This window comes from Pseudoalteromonas sp. OF7H-1 (assembly GCF_022347825.1).
In the GTDB taxonomy this organism is placed as follows: Bacteria; Pseudomonadota; Gammaproteobacteria; order Enterobacterales; family Alteromonadaceae; genus Pseudoalteromonas; species Pseudoalteromonas maricaloris.
In genome coordinates this window covers 1-15,095 of sequence record NZ_JAKRFX010000026.1, presented here as the reverse complement: position 1 = coordinate 15,095, position 15,095 = coordinate 1, and the positions used below count along the sequence as shown (strand labels likewise).

The window sequence follows — 15,095 nt, the reverse complement described above, 5'->3', positions numbered from 1 at the left end:
TATGTTAGCACCTCTGCACAAACCGGCATTAGCTAAGGTAAAGGGCTTCAGTTTACTTGAAGTCCTTATTGTCTTGGTGATCATTGCTTTTTCAGTAAACCTCATTACTTATACCGTCAGTGATAGTGATGAGGAAGAGCTCGAAACCATGGCTATGCGTGTGCAGGGGACGATTAATCTTGCGTCAGAATTTGCAGTACTAAATCAGGTTGAACTTGGTTTTCACTTAGATAAAGGTGTGATTGAGTTTTTGGTTTTTGACGGTGAGAAGTGGCGAACTTTCGAAGCCGACGATATCTACAAACCTATTGAGCTGCCTGAGCAGTACAAAGTGGAATTGATCTTAGAAGATCTGCCGTGGTCTCAAGATAACTTACTTGAGCAAGCAAATTGGCGAGAGTTGATGAGTGGCGGCGACGACGACAATTTACTTGAACTTAAAAAGCTCAAGATCCCGCAAGTACTTATTTTATCTTCCGGTGAAGTCAGCGCATTTAGATTAAGTGTGGAAAATAAAGAACTGCAAGAGCCAATATATTTTGTCGAAGGCGAATTTATGGCGCCGGTAGGGCTGAAGCGGGAACCTGAAGAATGAACGCTAGAAAAGGCTTAGGCTTTACCTTACTTGAAGTCATGGTTGCGCTAAGTATTTGTGCTGTCGCTGGTATTGCTGCAATGCAAGCGACAAGCGAACATATAAATCATATCAGCTCGCTTGAAGAGCAGACCTATGCGTCGTGGGTGGCAGAAAATCGTTTGGTATTTTTGCGTGCGCAAGGCGATGACTGGCATGGGAAGAATGGTAACAAAGGCGAAGAGGAAATGGCTGGGGTCACTTGGTATTGGCAACAGCATATCCAACAAACCGCAGATCCTAGCTTTGTAAAGCTCACCGTGCACGTTTTCCGCGAACCTGAACTCAAAAACTCAGTGTATGACATCACCACTTTTATGTACCGGAGTAAGTAGTGACAGTGCATACACCTCAGCGTGGTTTCACGCTAATAGAAGTATTGTTGGCACTGGCTATTTTAGCGGTGGTGGTGACGGCGACTCATCAAATTTTAGATTCAACGTTGAAGGCCCAAGCGGCTTCAGCGGAAAAAATTGCCGAAATTGAAGGTCTACAAACGACTTTCCGCTTGATGGATCAGGATTTTAATCAGATCACTAAGCGAGAAGTCAGAAATGAAGCAGGGGATTTTAGCCCAACTTATATCATCCATGGCCGTTATGAACTCGAGAGCCAATATGATGGTATCGCTTTTGTTCGTGATGGTTGGACTAACCCTATTAGTTTATTGCCACGTTCTGAACTGCAGGCTGTCGGTTATCGTGTTATCGATGACAAACTGGAGCGTATTTATCGAGTATATGTTGACCAGCTTGATGGAACAGAACCCCGCGCGCAGGTCATCTTGGAAGATGTCGAAGAATTAAAGTTTGAGTTTTTGGACGACAAACTAAAATGGCAAGCTGATTGGAAGTCGAAATCGTTACCTAAAGCGATTAAAGTGACGTTGCAAAGAAAAGACTCGGATCCAATAAGCCGTTTATTTTTGACGCCAGGCAGTGGTGTCGCAGATGATAAGGGGCAACAGCCATGAAGCAGCAAGGTGCGGCGCTTGTTATCGTACTTTTCATCGTTGCATTGGCAGCGACAATTGCCGCTGAAATGGCGAGTAGTTTAATGGTGCAGGTACAAAAGGCTTCGAATATTCAAACTCAGCAACAAGCCAAGTGGTATAGCTATGGTGCTGAGGAATTAGTCAAAAGAGCGTTGATACAAGCGAAAAAAGATGATCCTGATACCGTTAATCTAGACCAGCCTTGGGCTCGTGAAGAAGTGCCTTACCCCGTTGACCATGGTACGTTGAGTGGTAAAGTTACAGACTTACAGGCATGCCTAAACCTGAATGCCTTGAGAGCAAAGTCACAAACAAATGGAAATGACCAAGGTGGTCAGCAGATTGGTGGAAAGAATACAAACCTAGCCCATGCTGCGCTATTGGAACTTTTGAAGAATATTGAGGATTTGCCGAGTAACGAAAGCGAGGAAGCCCTTGCTGATAGTGTCTACGATTGGCTTGATGAAGATAGCATTACTTACCGCTCAGGGGCAGAAGAAGACGAGTATATGTCTAATCAGACGCCTTATTTAACGGCTAATAATTTGATGGCGTCTGTCAGTGAGCTACGCGTGATTAAGGGCTTTAATCCGCTGGTGATGGAAAAGATTAAGCCTTATGTTTGCGTGATCCCCGGAAGTGAGGAGCTTGCGGTAAACGTCAATACGATATTGCCAGAACAAGCGCTTCTACTCAGTGCGCTTATACCTGGTTTATCGAAGTCAGGTGCTGAAGCTATTATTTCTGCAAGACCAAAAAAAGGTTTTACCGATATTAATGAATTTTACACGGAAGTCGCGAATCAAGGGGTCAAAGACCCTAACAAGACTTCCAAAACTTTTACGATTAACAGCAATTATTTTCAGTTGCGAGCAACAGCTGTGTTTGATGAGCGACGCTTTTCTCTCACATCAATTATAGAAACAAAAGATGGTAAAGCGTACGTGCTTGCTCGTAAATTTGGAGGCGTAGAGTGACAGAACAATTATTGATCCGTGTGGATCAGTCACACCAGGCGACAATACACTGGTTAGTGTGGTCAACAGAACAACAACAAATTATTGCCAGTGGTGAACTAGAAGGGAGTGAACAGCTTGGTAGCCTTGCCGAAAAAGCGCAAACGAGACCGGTTGTTTTGTTACTACCAGCGACTGCGGTGCAGTTACGCACGCTAGAATTACCAGCAAAATGGAATAGGAAACTAGAGCAAGCCTTACCGTTTATGCTTGAGGAACATGTTGCAACCGACATCGATGCGCTATTTATCGCAATTGGTAAACCGGGCATGAAAGCCGACACACATACTATCGATGTTGCGATTTGTGATAGCAGTTGGCTACAAAGCTGGTTTAGTGCCTTCGATGATGCTGGGATCAGTGTAAGTAAAGCGCTACCGGACGCCTTATGTTTGCCGCTTCATGAAGAGATGACTAGTGCCGTGCAGTTAGGTCAGCAATGGCTATTCAAACACAATGCTTGGCAAGTTGGCACTGCTGAACTTAGCTGGGTTAACGAGTACCTCACCATTGCGGGTGTTAAGCAGCTGGCGCATTTTAGCCCGGCAAGCGATTTCTCAGAAACGATAACGCTTACTGCGCAACAACAAGATTACGATTTACCTTTAGCCATCTTCGCGAAATCACTATCAAATATTGATTTTAATTTGCGTCAAGGTCGATTTGCTGCGAAGAAAAAGCAGCCGCAATGGTGGCGTGACTGGCGCAGTGGCCTAATAGCGGCGAGCGTGGCAGTAGTGAGCTTTATCGCAATTAAAGGCACTCAACTGTATGTGATAAGTCATCAAGCTAATCAGCTAGAAACCCAAGCGGTCGCTATGTATCAACAGGCATTTCCAAATAAAGTAGTGCGTCCGCACTTATTGAAAAAACAGATCCAAAATGAGCTTGATGCGTTATCTGGCACGGAACAAGGTGGTTTGCTCGAATTAACTAATCACTTTGTGGCCATTTATGAAGAGATCGATGCTTTCGCTCCTGAAACGCTGCGTTATGATAAACGTAGGAATGAGCTTAGAATTCGAGCACGCGCAAAAGAGTTTCAGGTATTTGGTCAGGTCAAAGCAATTTTAGAGCAACGCGGTGTAAGTGTTGAACAGGGCGCCCTGAACAATGATGGTGACTTTGTGGTGGGTGAAATTCGCATTCGAGGTGCAGCATGAAGCAGCAAGTAGTGAACTATTGGCGTGGTTTAAAAGAGCAAGAACAAAAACTGTTGATTGTTGCTAGCGTTATTTTTATCGTTTTTGTTCTAATAATGGGTATATTCAAACCTTTGAATCAGGCTGTCAGCGATGCCGAAGCTAAGCTAAAACGTAATCACGAACTCGTAAATTGGGTTGGTCAAAGCGTGAGTAAGCTGAAATCTAGCAGTCCCGCACAGGTGATCAGCGGCGGTAATATCAGCCAGATAGTCAATAACACCCGTGGCCGTTTTCAAATTGATATCAGCAAAATGCAACCTAGTGGCGAAAGCTTGCGTTTAACCATCGATGATGTGGAATTTAATAAACTTGTTGCTTGGATAGATGAACTGACAAATAAGCATGGAGTAAAAGTAGAAAACCTAGACCTTACACAAGGGAATTTACCTGGCTTTGTGCGTGTTAGTCGCTTGGTTTTAGAGAAATAATTATGAAAAAAACACTATCTCTACTCATTATATTTTTACTCGCATTTATTATTTTTAGTGCTTTTACTATGCCAGCTGCGGTGTTGCTGCAAGTTTTTAAAGGCCAATTGCCAGCTAATTTGCAGCTAGGCGCAGTAAATGGTTCTGTTTGGCATGGTCAAGTGAGCGGTGTGAGATTCAATAACATTCAATTGAATCAGGTTAAGTGGGAGCTTGAACCGTCGTCATTACTACTCGGTGAGTTGGCAGGCAATGTACAGTTTGGTAATGCGAGAGATAAAAATGAGATCTCAGGAAAAGCTAATTTCTCATCGAATTTAGTAAGTAAATCCGTGATGGTAAATAATGCCTCACTTCGTTTCAGTGTTGAGCAGGCTATGGATCAAGTAACTCTGCCATTGCCGGTTGATGCCAAAGGGCGCGTTATCGTCAATGTGAAGGAGTATCAAAGTGGTGCACCGTATTGCGAAGGACTAAATGGTGAGATAAGTAGTCCAAATATTGATGTTAAAGGCATGAATGGCTGGTTTAGTATCGGAGACCTTAGTGGTCAGCTCGATTGTAAATCAGGAGATATTGCCGTGGTTGTAGACCCTGAAAATCGTCTGGGCTTACAGGCTGATGCGACACTAGCTGCCAATTTCCAGTTTCGCGTGTCTGGTAATATCAAGCCAGATGCAAGTCTACCAAAAGAAGTACACGATGCGGTTAAGTTTTTGGGGAGACCGGATGGCGAAGGTCGCTACCCAGTAAATTTATAATATACTTCTGTCATATCAGACTTTAGTTATACCAATTTGCTTAATTAAGTGACCTATTTTGAGGCGAGAAAATCTTGTCGATAACACCGCTTACGCGTCCTGCTATCGCCAAGGTACCTACATCCATGTAGGCAAGGCGAAAATTTTGCTATTTAGTTGTTCTAAATGAGAAATTTTTAACGCAGTTAGCGTCAGATTTGCTCCTTCAAATTGAGCAAGTATTAAGACTAATTGGTATTAATCTAATCTCAGGTTAGTTATTAATATAAAAGCATTTTTGTAGGCGCTGATACGGCGCCTAAGTTCAAGGCAACACTATGCACGACTTCTCTTTTACTGCAGCTGATCAGCTGAATTTAGAAAACTACTTTTCTGCGCGCAAACTTTCTATTGATATTGCTTTTTTACAAGGATATTTATTTGCTACCTGTATAGACCCAAACGGTATCGAGGTAGATAAGTGGCTTAAGACTTTAACCAACGCAGATCCCGAACTAGATGAGAGTATTGCATTTGCATTGATGGCTTTACATCATGAAATTTCTGAGCAGGTATACGAAACTGAATTTCAATTGCCTTGGAGTGGTGAAACACCACTTGAGCAAAAAATTAATTGGGCCGAAGGGTTTTTAATGGCGGCGACGCCCTTTTATGAGCAATTGATGTCCAGTCCGCTCGCCGACGATATTAAACAAGCTTTGCAAGTGAGCACAGAACAACTGGGGCTTTTTGCACTTGGTGAGCAACAGTTAACGATTTACTGTGACAAAGTAGGACAGTCACTGACCGAGTTTCAACTAACTCAAGCGCAATTGGCTGACGAGTTTGCCGCTTCTTATGCTGAGTTAGTCGAAGTTGCCGCAGTGAATAGCGGACTATTTGATTAATCAAAAATGCTTTACGCGAGATCTAACTCGATAAATGTGCAACCCTGTTGGCATTGTGCCACAGCTCGATTTGATGTCGATTGGCTTAAACTGAGTGCAATGGGTTGCTGACAGCTGGGGCAATTGACAACACGTCCCTGACTAAGCTTTTTGATGAGTGCTTTTTGATCATTAAAGGATTTTGCCGACTTTTTATTTAATTGACTAAAGTCCATTATAATCCCTTCGCTTCATGAATGGCTTGCTCTGCAATTTCACAGATTTTGACGAGATCGGGGCCGTAAAAATACAAGTTATAGTCGTTTTCTTTACAATACTTGAGGTGGAAAAGCCTTACTTTTTCATCTGTTGCAAGGGCTTCGTCAATATAGCGCTTTTCGTCATCTGTCATGGTAATTGTTTTTACGACATTGGCTCTGGCGATCCTTGCAGCCGTACTGCGTTGTACTTTGCTGGACTCGCTGAGTACTTCAACGCCTTGACCGAGTAATCTATCTCTTGGCTCTTTAATCAATGGATGATCCACAGTAAACAGAGCAACGACTATAATGGCTAATACTAAGAATTTTTTCATAATCTGACGCTGATTTGATCTAGCTAACAAAAATCTTGTTCCTAGTGTAATAAACTTGTCTGTCAGGTCGCAACAAGTCTCTCATCATTTATGGTGGGTTTTAGCTCAACTTACTATTAATCATAGAGTTTCAAAGCGTATAATAGTAAGCGCTAAACTATGTCATGGGGCACATTGCAATAGTTTAGCCTGTATTTTTTAAGGTCACTGTAGCAAGTGCATCTCGTTCCAAAGCACTAAGGAGCTTCCATGGAGAACGAAAGAATCAAGGTTAAAAACATACCGTCTGAAGTAAAAATTCAAAAGCCAATAGGTGGCACTGAAGGGAAATCGCTCAATAGCTCTACGCCCGATCGTTTTAATCCTCGCAATCGCATATATGTCCGGGCGGTGTCAGGCCTACATCAACTGCTAAGAAGGCGTATCGGCTTTATTGGTATGTTGGCATTTATGGCTTTACCTTGGTTAAACTTTCACGGTCATCAAGCGGTGTTGTTCGATATTTTTGAGCAGAAGTTTAATATTTTTGGCATGACATTATGGCCACAAGATCTGACTATCTTTGCTTTTATTCTGATGATAGCGGCATTTGCTCTGTTCTTGGTGACCACCTTCTATGGCCGGGTATGGTGCGGCTACACCTGCCCGCAAACCGTTTGGACGTTTATCTTTATTTGGTTTGAAGAAAAGTTTGAAGGAACGGCAAACCAACGGAAAAAACTAGATCAGAGAGCGATGGATTTTGACAAGTTTTGGCGAAAAACGGCAAAACATGGTAGCTGGATACTCTTTTCACTGTATACCGCAATCACTTTTGTTGGTTACTTTACCCCAATCCGCTCGTTGATCCCTGATTTACTTACTTTCTCTGCAGGCTTTTATTCCGTCATTAGCATTATCGTGTTTACCATTTGTACTTATGGTAATGCCGGCTGGATGAGGGAAATCATGTGTTTACACATCTGTCCTTACTCTCGTTTCCAATCAGCCATGTTTGATAAAGATACATTTACCGTCGCCTATGATAGCGAACGAGGTGAAAGTCGAGGTCCTCGAGGACGCAAACAAGATCCAAAAGAGCTTGGGCTTGGAGATTGTATCGATTGCAACCTGTGCGTTCAGGTGTGTCCTACCGGTATCGATATTCGTAATGGCTTGCAATATGAATGCATCAACTGTGGTGCGTGTATTGATGCCTGCGATGGTGTTATGGATAAGATGAACTACCCGCGTGGATTGATTGCTTACACTACAGAGCGCAATTTAGAATCATCTAGCGAAAAGACCAAACCAGTACGTGGTAAATTAATCGGTTATTTATTGATTCTGGTTGTTATCACTGGTGCATTAGTTGCGAACATTGCGATGCGTAAGCCGATGGATCTTGATATCATTCGGGATAGAAATCAGCTTTATCGTGTCAATATTGAGGGATTGGTAGAAAATACCTATACCTTGAAAGTGATAAACAAAGCGCAAGTTGAGCAGAAATTTTCTATTGCAATAACAGGTCTAAGTAATTATCAGGTGATCGGTAAGCAAGAGGTGCACTTAGCAGCAGGCACGACATTAGATGTGCCACTCTCTGTTGTGATTGATCCATATGATTTGAAAAAGCCAGTCACTGAATTTGAGTTTGTGCTTATTAACCAAGACGATCCTGAAGAACGGCTGGCGCAGCCGACCAATTTCTTCAAAGGAAGATAACAAGGTAAAAGCGAGGTATAAAACCTCGCTTTTTTATAAACATTATGAACGATTTTAGTTTTAACGCGTTGACACCGGATCTTATTTTAGATGCGATTGAGGCACTTGAGATATATCCGACAACGGGATTATTGGCCTTAAACAGCTATGAAAACCGTGTTTATCAATTTGGTGCTGAGGACGGCAAACGTTATGTGGTGAAGTTTTACCGCCCAGCGCGTTGGACGGATGAACAAATTCTAGAAGAGCATGAATTCGCACTGGCAGCGAAAGAAGCTGAAGTGCCTGTTGTAGCGCCTTTACTTATTACTGGGCGTAGTCTGCATTTTTATGAAGGTTATCGCTATACGTTGTTTCCAAGCGTTGGTGGACGTCAGTTTGAGCTCGATAATCTAGATCACTTAGAAATTTTAGGTCGCTACCTAGGGCGCTTGCATTGTCTGTCGGCTGAGCGAGCATTCGAGCATAGACCACAGCTCAATACCCAGCGTTTTTTAATTGATGCGCAACAAACACTGCTAAAAAGCCAGTTAGTGCCTAGTCATCTACATACTCCATTTGTTACTATTCTTGAGCAAGTTATTAACAAAGCAACCTCAAAGTATCAAGTTGCCAAAACACTTCGGCTTCATGGGGATTGCCATGCTGGAAATTTATTGTGGTCTAGAGATCAATTGATGTTGGTGGATCTTGACGATTGTCAGCAAGGCCCTGCAATACAAGACTTGTGGATGATGTTAAATGGCGACCGCAACGAGCAATTGGTACAGTTAGACACCCTGCTTATGGGTTACGAAGAATTTATGCCGTTTGATTCAAAAGAGCTTGGGTTAATTGAGCCGCTACGTGCCATGAGAATGGTGAATTATATGGCTTGGTTGGCACAGCGCTGGCAGGATCCTGCATTCGAACGGAACTTTTCTTGGTTTGCGACAGACAAATACTGGGAACAACAGATCCTAGCGTTAAAAGAGCAATTTGCTGCATTAGATGAACCAAGTTTGAGCCTATTTCCTTAAAATTAGAGAGAGTAACATGCTAAAAAAATTAAAAATCGCACTTATTGCATTACTTTTGCCCATTGCTGCGATGGCTTCAGACTTTACCGAAGGTGAACACTACACAACCTTAACAACCGAACAGAGTAACTCAGAGAAAGTTACTGAGTTTTTCTCTTTTTACTGTCCTCACTGTTTCCGCTTTGAGCCAATTGCAAAAGCGATTGAAAAGAACTTACCTGAGGGGGCGTACTTTGAAAAAAGCCATGTGAACTTCCTGCGAGGCGTTCCTACAGAAACGCAGAGCAACCTAAGCTATGCCTATATTATTGCTGATCAAGCAGGCAAAGCGGATGTGATTGCCGAGAAGATTTTTAATGCTATTCATGTTGAAAGAAACAAACTGTTAGACATTAAAGATTTGAAAACGCTAATGGAGTTAAATGGGATTTCTGCTGAAAAGTTTGATCAGGCTGTAACGAGCATGCCAGTAGTGAGTGCGGAAAATAACATGCTTAAAGCACAAGAAAAGTTTTCTGAAGCGGGTGCGCTTACAGGCGTTCCAACTTTTATCGTAAACGACAAATACAGAATCGAAATGAAAGGTATCAAGAGTCAAGAGCAGCTTGATGAATTGATCGCATATCTATTAAAAAAATAAGGACTGGAGAAAGTTAGTATGTTGAAAGTATTAAAAGGCTTAGCGGTTGCACTAATGCTTCCTCTTCTTGCTCAGGCTGCGCCATTTGAAGAAGGTGTACATTATGAAGTTATTGCTGAGCGTGGCACGAAAAAGCCTGAGGTAATGGAGTATTTTTCTTTTTATTGTCCAGCCTGTAACGCAATGGAAAATTTAATCGTTGACGTTAAACCAAAGCTGGACGAGGGCGTTAAGTTTAAAAAGAGCCATATAGATTTTGTCGGTCCAAGAGAGCCTGAGATCCAACAGGTGTTGGCACAAGCTCTTGCAACTGCTGAAGTGCTGCCACAAAAAGACAAGATAGTTGCAGCCATGTTTAATCATATCCATGGCAAGCGTGCAAAAATCAATGAACTTGCTGATGTAAAAGATATCTTTATTGCACAAGGTGTTGAAGAAGAGAAGTTTGATAAACTTTATGCCAGTTTCTCTGTTCGTACTAAAGCTTCAAAAATGCAACGAATGCAGAAGACTCTTTCTGATAAAGGCGCGCTAACAGGAGTACCAATGTTCGTGGTAAACGGTAAATACAAGCTATTACTTCGTGAGTCTGGTACGACTAAGCCTGAGCAAATTGCTGCTTTGGTGAATTATTTAGCAAAGAAATAAAATCTAATTTGTATTAGACTAGCCCTGCAATTATTGCGGGGCTTTTTTATGTTTAAAATTTTAGTTTCTAGCTGTTTATTAGGTTATCCGGTGAGGTATGACGCCTCTTCACAAAGCCTTCAAGACAATACATTACAGTATTGGCGGCAAAAAAATTGGGTCTTACCGCTATGCCCCGAAGTATCTGGTGGTTTACCAACACCTCGCCCATCGGCTGAAATAGCAGATGGTAAAGTTTTGAGTAAACAAGGGGATGATTTTACCACCGCGTTTGAACTCGGTGCTAAAAAAGCGCTAGCGGCTTGCCTTCAGCACGATATAAAGTTTGCGTTGTTAAAAGAGTCCAGTCCGTCTTGCGGCAGCAATCTGATTTACGATGGTAGTCATACCGGTAAAAAAATAGTAGGGCAGGGGCTGACGGCGTCTTTATTACAGCAATCCGGTATTCAGGTTTTTAGCGAAACTCAGCTGCCAGCACTTATCACAGCGATGGCAGCCAGTCGTTAATCGTTAGAGATCACTTTCTCACTAAGTAAACGCCAGATTCAATATGATGGGTATAAGGGAACTGATCGAAAATCGCCATACGTGCGATTTTATGCGTTTCACATAACAAGGCTAAGTCACGCTCTAACGTGTCTGGATTACATGAGATATAAATAATGTTGTCGTAGTTGCTGACTAAGCGACAAGTCAATTCATCCATGCCAGCACGAGGCGGGTCGACAAGGATCGTTTGGCAATCATAGGACTGTAAATCAATACCATCTAATCGAGAAAACTTCTGCCCTTTCATGGCTTGTGTAAACTCTTCACTCGACATGCGAATAATATCTAAGTTATCGACTTTATTTGCTGCAATATTAAATTGTGCAGACTTTACTGATGATTTAGAGATCTCAGTAGCCAGCACTTTATTGAATGAGCCTGCCAATGCGATTGAAAAGTTACCGTTACCACAATAAAGCTCTAATAGGTCGTTGCTTAGCGGTTCACTAATGGACTGCGCCCAAGCTAGCATTTTCTGATTCACTTCCGCATTCGGTTGCGTAAAGCTGTTCTCAACCTGCTGATAAATATATTCTTTACCGTTAACGCTTAGTTTTTCAGTTACATAGTCGTTGCTAAACACAACCTTTTGTTTTCTAGCACGACCGATAAAATCAACTTTATAGGTTTGTTTCAATTCGGCTCTTAATGTCTGCATGGCAGTTTGCCACGCTTCATCTAACTGCTTGTGATAAAGTAAGCTGATCAGTACTTCACCGCTCAGCGTCGTGAGATAGTCGATCTGAAACAGTTTACGACGCAATATTTCGTTGCCTTTCAGCTGATGTATCATCACCTGCATCATTTCATTGACAAGTGGTGCACCAGGATCAAAGCTATCAACACGGATCTTTTCTTTTGTTTGCTGGTCAAACATGATGTGAAACAGATCTTCACCCTCATGCCATACTCTAAATTCACAGCGCTGGCGGTAATGGCGAGTTGCAGATTCATACACTTCAAGTGCAGGTGCATCAAACTGTGCAAATTGTGTTGTGATACGCTCAGCTTTATCTGCTAACTGTTGCTCGTATGCTGAATCATCAATTTTTATTACTGCCATGCTAAAACCATCTATGTTGAATTAAGAGGCGCTATTTTAGGGAGCGTTGCTAATTTGTCCAGTCTAGCATCACTGATGCGTCTGGTTTGCTGTTTTTTTAATCATTATACTTTAGCTTTGCGCAAATATGCCGATAATCTAACTAATATATTGGAGGGCATACCATGAAAATCGGGCAATTAAATCAGTTGCTCAATCCAGCGATGCAGCATAAGCCTGGAAAGAGCAAAGGGATAGGACCAAATATCCAAATTAATTCAGACAGCTATGCGGGGAATAAATCTAAGCTAGCAGCTAAAATTCTTGATGATAAGCTTGCAGAAGCGTTGGGGATTGAGAAGCCGACACAAGATAAAAAAGACAAGCCACTATTTGATTTTGAATCTATTGTCAAAAATGTACTCGATTTTGTTCAGGGTGCAGTGAAGAAAGCCAAAGTCGACGGCAAAAATGATGACGAATTGAAATCTATGCTAGATGGGGCACGTAAGGGCGTGCTACAGGGTATTGATGAAGCCAGCGAAGAGTTAAAAGGCATGGGCGCTTTCAATTCCGACATCGAAGATGGTATTGAAAAATCACGAGAAGGGATTTTTAAAGGTTTAGATGATTTTGAAAAAGAATTGTTTGAAGAAAAGTCACCAAAGGCATTAGCGATCAGTGCCGCACAGTTTGCGAGCCTTTCTAATCAGGCTGAATATGCATTTACTACAGCTGAAGGGGATGAAGTCGTTATTTCATTCTCCGATGCGTATGCTCAGGGGGCCGCTGCGAGTGTCGCGCAAAAAGGTAATGATTATGGCATGGCATATGGCACTAAGTCCTCTCACGAAGTCAGTTTCTCAATTAAGGTTAATGGTGAGTTGAACGAAGAGGAGCAGCAAGCAATTAACGATATGATGGAAGATATCCGTAATGTCAGTGACTCGTTTTTCGGTGGTGAATACGATGAAGCTTTCGATTTGGCAAAGTCGCTTAGTTTAAATTCCGATCAGATCACTAACTTCACGATGGATCTAAGACAAAGTAAAACGTCAGCTGCGATTGCTCAATATCAGCAAGGCAATCCAATGAAAGAGTTAGAGAAGGCATTTATGCCACTCAATAAGCAGTTAGCAGATATGCAAGAGCAGGCTAAGGGACTCAATGCCGATAAGGAGTTGCCAAACCTGCTTGCTTGGATGAATGAAGGTCAGTCGAGACTAAATGAGTTTTTGGATTATGCTAGTAGCTTTTTTAGTAAACTGAATGAACTAAATAAAGAGCAAGTAGAGCAAAAACAAACAAGCTAAGCCAGTTTATTTTCGCGAGGACTCATGGCAAACTTCATACTTCATTGATTTGAGGTATGAAGTTTGTCGCATATTTTGGTTTTCGATTCGGGGATCGGTGGCACCAGTGTGCTGTCGCACTTAAAGGCATGTTTGCAGGGGGTTTCATTTAGTTATGTTATGGACAATGCTTTTCTCCCATATGGCCTTCAGCCTCAAGAGCTAATCAAATCACGTATCAAGGGACTTATTCGTTGGCAACAGCAATACTTGGACAATGTTGATCTTATCGTTATTGCATGTAATACCGCTTCAACATACGCATTAGAAGAAGCCAGAAAACATACCCAGATACCAATTATAGGTGTGGTTCCTGCTGTTAAGCCTGCTGCATCTAGTTCAAAGACCAAGCACATCGCACTATTAGCAACACCGGCAACGTCAAATAATGCATATACGCATAAGCTCATCATGGATTTTACCTCAGGTTGTAAAGTTGAAACTTTGCATTCAACGGAGCTTGTAAGGATCGCTGAGCACTTTTATTGGCATAATGAGTTGGATAAAGAGGCACTGTGCGTGGAAATAGCTCGGCTTAACATTCCAGCCACTGTTGATAGGCTAGTGTTGGGGTGTACACATTTTCCTTTGATAGCTCACGATATCAAGAATTGCTTACAGAAGCATGTTGAGCTGGTTGATTCAGGCAAAGCAATAGCCAACCGTGCAGTGTCATTGTTGGGAAGTCAAATAGTAGTAGGAGAAAAGGTGCCGAGTGCATCGGAAGTGTGTTTCTATGCAACGGCACCAGTAATGGATAGTAAAGAAGTAATCTCTATAATTAATTTAAATAAAGATTAATTAAGCGGGTGAGTGATCCATCTCACCTTCAGGCTTTTGCTTTGCTTCTCTTACTTTTAATGTACGCTGTTGAAATTCACGCTCATTGAGTTGAGTAATCGCCTTTTCTGCATCTTGCTTAGACATCTCAACAAAACCAAAACCACGTCGTTTGCCTGTGTTTTTATCCTTAAGTAGACGAACTGAAAATACTTGCCCTTGCTCTTCGAAAAGTTCGCGGACAACATGTTCGTTGGCTCGATATGGTAGATTGCCTACATATAATGTAGTAGTTGATAAGTTTGATTGTTTTTCTTGTTGTGTATCACTTTTTAAAAACTGGCTTACTACACTACCGATGATAATACCTACGGCAAGCATAAGAGCAGCGTCGAGCTGTGTAGAGCTTAATGCAAGATCAACAATGAAAAAGCTCGCTACTGCAATAACCAAAGTGATCAAAATTACTTTATGATCAAAAGACTTCATATAAATATACCAATTAAAAGAAGGTTAAACATTAATTTAACAAATGAGTTAGCTATCTTAACGAGTTAATTAAACTTCGCAATAATTAATATAGTTCTGATAGTAAGATTTGTCCTTTTTTGCATGGTTTTTATACTAAAAAGTGGGTTTTGGTTAATGTTTGTTCGAACGATCGAAAAGATCGAAAAAAAGGGTTGCACTAAAATCGGATCGCCCTATAATGCGACCCCACTGACACGGGGAGCTACGCTGAAAAGCAAAGCAGCAACGAGTTAGCGTCAAGTAAAACTTAAGTTCGAAACTTCTTCTCAAGAAATTCAAAATTAAGTGTTGACAAAAAATCGGGAATGCTTAGAATGCACATCCCTCG

Annotated in this window: 19 protein-coding genes; 15 read left to right on the top strand and 4 right to left on the bottom strand. The window is 41.8% G+C overall.

What is annotated here, in order from left to right:
• Window position 1 precedes the first annotated feature (1 nt).
• The 8 genes from MHN30_RS22355 to MHN30_RS22320 all read left to right on the top strand — a co-directional run bounded on the left by MHN30_RS22355 (window position 2) and on the right by MHN30_RS22320 (window position 5,925).
• Entirely contained in the window at window positions 2-595 is a 594-nt protein-coding gene (locus tag MHN30_RS22355) for a prepilin-type N-terminal cleavage/methylation domain-containing protein (RefSeq protein ID WP_039490907.1), read from the top strand.
• Window positions 592-969, top strand: a complete 378-nt coding sequence (gene gspI / locus MHN30_RS22350) for a type II secretion system minor pseudopilin GspI (RefSeq protein ID WP_130163408.1) — start codon at window positions 592-594, stop codon at window positions 967-969. The genes MHN30_RS22355 and gspI overlap by 4 nt, the downstream gene beginning before the upstream one ends.
• A complete protein-coding gene (gene gspJ, locus MHN30_RS22345) occupies window positions 969-1,607 on the top strand; it encodes a type II secretion system minor pseudopilin GspJ (protein WP_039490911.1) in 639 nt (212 codons plus the stop codon). Before gspI ends, gspJ begins: the two co-directional genes overlap by 1 nt.
• On the top strand, window positions 1,604-2,605 hold the full coding sequence (gene gspK, locus MHN30_RS22340; protein ID WP_130163409.1) for a type II secretion system minor pseudopilin GspK: 1,002 nt from the start codon (window positions 1,604-1,606) through the stop codon (window positions 2,603-2,605). The genes gspJ and gspK overlap by 4 nt, the downstream gene beginning before the upstream one ends.
• Window positions 2,602-3,807 carry a type II secretion system protein GspL gene (gspL, locus tag MHN30_RS22335; protein WP_130163410.1) on the top strand — a complete coding sequence of 402 codons (1,206 nt, stop codon included), beginning with the start codon at window positions 2,602-2,604 and terminating at the stop codon, window positions 3,805-3,807. The genes gspK and gspL overlap by 4 nt, the downstream gene beginning before the upstream one ends.
• Entirely contained in the window at window positions 3,804-4,277 is a 474-nt protein-coding gene (locus tag MHN30_RS22330) for a type II secretion system protein M (protein WP_130163411.1), read from the top strand. The genes gspL and MHN30_RS22330 overlap by 4 nt, the downstream gene beginning before the upstream one ends.
• 2 nt (window positions 4,278-4,279) lie before the next feature.
• Window positions 4,280-5,038 (top strand): type II secretion system protein N, encoded by a 759-nt coding sequence (locus MHN30_RS22325; RefSeq protein ID WP_045988281.1) that lies wholly within the window; start codon window positions 4,280-4,282, stop codon window positions 5,036-5,038.
• A gap of 317 nt (window positions 5,039-5,355) precedes the next feature.
• Window positions 5,356-5,925 (top strand): UPF0149 family protein, encoded by a 570-nt coding sequence (locus MHN30_RS22320; RefSeq protein WP_039490920.1) that lies wholly within the window; start codon window positions 5,356-5,358, stop codon window positions 5,923-5,925.
• Between the two features lie 11 nt (window positions 5,926-5,936).
• On the opposite strand, the gene MHN30_RS22315 is transcribed toward MHN30_RS22320, so the two are convergent.
• Together MHN30_RS22315 and MHN30_RS22310 are read right to left on the bottom strand one after the other, a co-directional pair.
• On the bottom strand, window positions 5,937-6,140 hold the full coding sequence (locus MHN30_RS22315; protein WP_010604378.1) for a hypothetical protein: 204 nt from the start codon (window positions 6,138-6,140) through the stop codon (window positions 5,937-5,939).
• Complete coding sequence (locus MHN30_RS22310) at window positions 6,140-6,499, bottom strand: hypothetical protein (RefSeq protein ID WP_223193819.1); 360 nt, start codon at window positions 6,497-6,499, stop codon at window positions 6,140-6,142. Before MHN30_RS22310 ends, MHN30_RS22315 begins: the two co-directional genes overlap by 1 nt.
• A gap of 249 nt (window positions 6,500-6,748) precedes the next feature.
• Between MHN30_RS22310 and ccoG the strand changes: the two genes are divergently transcribed.
• The 5 genes from ccoG to MHN30_RS22285 are packed head-to-tail and all read left to right on the top strand — an operon-like array spanning window position 6,749 to window position 11,020.
• Complete coding sequence (gene ccoG, locus MHN30_RS22305; RefSeq protein ID WP_130163412.1) at window positions 6,749-8,206, top strand: cytochrome c oxidase accessory protein CcoG; 1,458 nt, start codon at window positions 6,749-6,751, stop codon at window positions 8,204-8,206.
• Between the two features lie 44 nt (window positions 8,207-8,250).
• A complete protein-coding gene (locus MHN30_RS22300) occupies window positions 8,251-9,225 on the top strand; it encodes a serine/threonine protein kinase (protein ID WP_069023302.1) in 975 nt (324 codons plus the stop codon).
• A 16-nt stretch (window positions 9,226-9,241) separates the two neighbouring features.
• Complete coding sequence (locus MHN30_RS22295; RefSeq protein ID WP_045988286.1) at window positions 9,242-9,865, top strand: thiol:disulfide interchange protein DsbA/DsbL; 624 nt, start codon at window positions 9,242-9,244, stop codon at window positions 9,863-9,865.
• Window positions 9,866-9,883: 18 nt separating this feature from the next.
• Window positions 9,884-10,513 carry a thiol:disulfide interchange protein DsbA/DsbL gene (locus tag MHN30_RS22290; protein ID WP_010604382.1) on the top strand — a complete coding sequence of 210 codons (630 nt, stop codon included), beginning with the start codon at window positions 9,884-9,886 and terminating at the stop codon, window positions 10,511-10,513.
• 48 nt (window positions 10,514-10,561) lie between these two features.
• Complete coding sequence (locus MHN30_RS22285; protein ID WP_069023300.1) at window positions 10,562-11,020, top strand: DUF523 domain-containing protein; 459 nt, start codon at window positions 10,562-10,564, stop codon at window positions 11,018-11,020.
• 10 nt (window positions 11,021-11,030) lie between these two features.
• Here MHN30_RS22285 and trmA read toward each other — a convergent pair whose 3' ends face one another.
• The gene (trmA, locus tag MHN30_RS22280; protein WP_239361171.1) at window positions 11,031-12,125 is read right to left on the bottom strand and encodes a tRNA (uridine(54)-C5)-methyltransferase TrmA; all 1,095 of its coding nucleotides are present in this window, start codon (window positions 12,123-12,125) and stop codon (window positions 11,031-11,033) included.
• Window positions 12,126-12,289: 164 nt separating this feature from the next.
• Here trmA and MHN30_RS22275 point away from each other — a divergent pair, with 164 nt between their 5' ends.
• Together MHN30_RS22275 and murI are read left to right on the top strand one after the other, a co-directional pair.
• Window positions 12,290-13,417, top strand: a complete 1,128-nt coding sequence (locus MHN30_RS22275) for a DUF5610 domain-containing protein (protein ID WP_010378547.1) — start codon at window positions 12,290-12,292, stop codon at window positions 13,415-13,417.
• Window positions 13,418-13,480: 63 nt separating this feature from the next.
• The gene (gene murI, locus MHN30_RS22270) at window positions 13,481-14,257 is read left to right on the top strand and encodes a glutamate racemase (protein ID WP_130163417.1); all 777 of its coding nucleotides are present in this window, start codon (window positions 13,481-13,483) and stop codon (window positions 14,255-14,257) included.
• Here murI and MHN30_RS22265 read toward each other — a convergent pair whose 3' ends face one another.
• Complete coding sequence (locus MHN30_RS22265) at window positions 14,258-14,725, bottom strand: RNA-binding protein (protein ID WP_045988290.1); 468 nt, start codon at window positions 14,723-14,725, stop codon at window positions 14,258-14,260.
• Window positions 14,726-15,095: the final 370 nt, after the last annotated feature.

Excerpts from the sequence above, each read along its gene's own strand:
- MHN30_RS22355 (WP_039490907.1), top strand. The coding sequence starts at position 2 with ATGTTAGCACCTCTGCACAAACCGGCATTAGCTAAGGTAAAGGGCTTC.
- gspI (WP_130163408.1), top strand. The coding sequence starts at position 592 with ATGAACGCTAGAAAAGGCTTAGGCTTTACCTTACTTGAAGTCATGGTT.
- gspK (WP_130163409.1), top strand. The coding sequence starts at position 1,604 with ATGAAGCAGCAAGGTGCGGCGCTTGTTATCGTACTTTTCATCGTTGCA.
- MHN30_RS22330 (WP_130163411.1), top strand. The coding sequence starts at position 3,804 with ATGAAGCAGCAAGTAGTGAACTATTGGCGTGGTTTAAAAGAGCAAGAA.
- MHN30_RS22325 (WP_045988281.1), top strand. The coding sequence starts at position 4,280 with ATGAAAAAAACACTATCTCTACTCATTATATTTTTACTCGCATTTATT.
- MHN30_RS22320 (WP_039490920.1), top strand. The coding sequence starts at position 5,356 with ATGCACGACTTCTCTTTTACTGCAGCTGATCAGCTGAATTTAGAAAAC.
- MHN30_RS22315 (WP_010604378.1), bottom strand. The coding sequence starts at position 6,140 with ATGGACTTTAGTCAATTAAATAAAAAGTCGGCAAAATCCTTTAATGAT.
- MHN30_RS22310 (WP_223193819.1), bottom strand. The coding sequence starts at position 6,499 with ATGAAAAAATTCTTAGTATTAGCCATTATAGTCGTTGCTCTGTTTACT.
- ccoG (WP_130163412.1), top strand. The coding sequence starts at position 6,749 with ATGGAGAACGAAAGAATCAAGGTTAAAAACATACCGTCTGAAGTAAAA.
- MHN30_RS22300 (WP_069023302.1), top strand. The coding sequence starts at position 8,251 with ATGAACGATTTTAGTTTTAACGCGTTGACACCGGATCTTATTTTAGAT.
- MHN30_RS22295 (WP_045988286.1), top strand. The coding sequence starts at position 9,242 with ATGCTAAAAAAATTAAAAATCGCACTTATTGCATTACTTTTGCCCATT.
- MHN30_RS22290 (WP_010604382.1), top strand. The coding sequence starts at position 9,884 with ATGTTGAAAGTATTAAAAGGCTTAGCGGTTGCACTAATGCTTCCTCTT.
- MHN30_RS22285 (WP_069023300.1), top strand. The coding sequence starts at position 10,562 with ATGTTTAAAATTTTAGTTTCTAGCTGTTTATTAGGTTATCCGGTGAGG.
- trmA (WP_239361171.1), bottom strand. The coding sequence starts at position 12,125 with ATGGCAGTAATAAAAATTGATGATTCAGCATACGAGCAACAGTTAGCA.
- MHN30_RS22275 (WP_010378547.1), top strand. The coding sequence starts at position 12,290 with ATGAAAATCGGGCAATTAAATCAGTTGCTCAATCCAGCGATGCAGCAT.
- MHN30_RS22265 (WP_045988290.1), bottom strand. The coding sequence starts at position 14,725 with ATGAAGTCTTTTGATCATAAAGTAATTTTGATCACTTTGGTTATTGCA.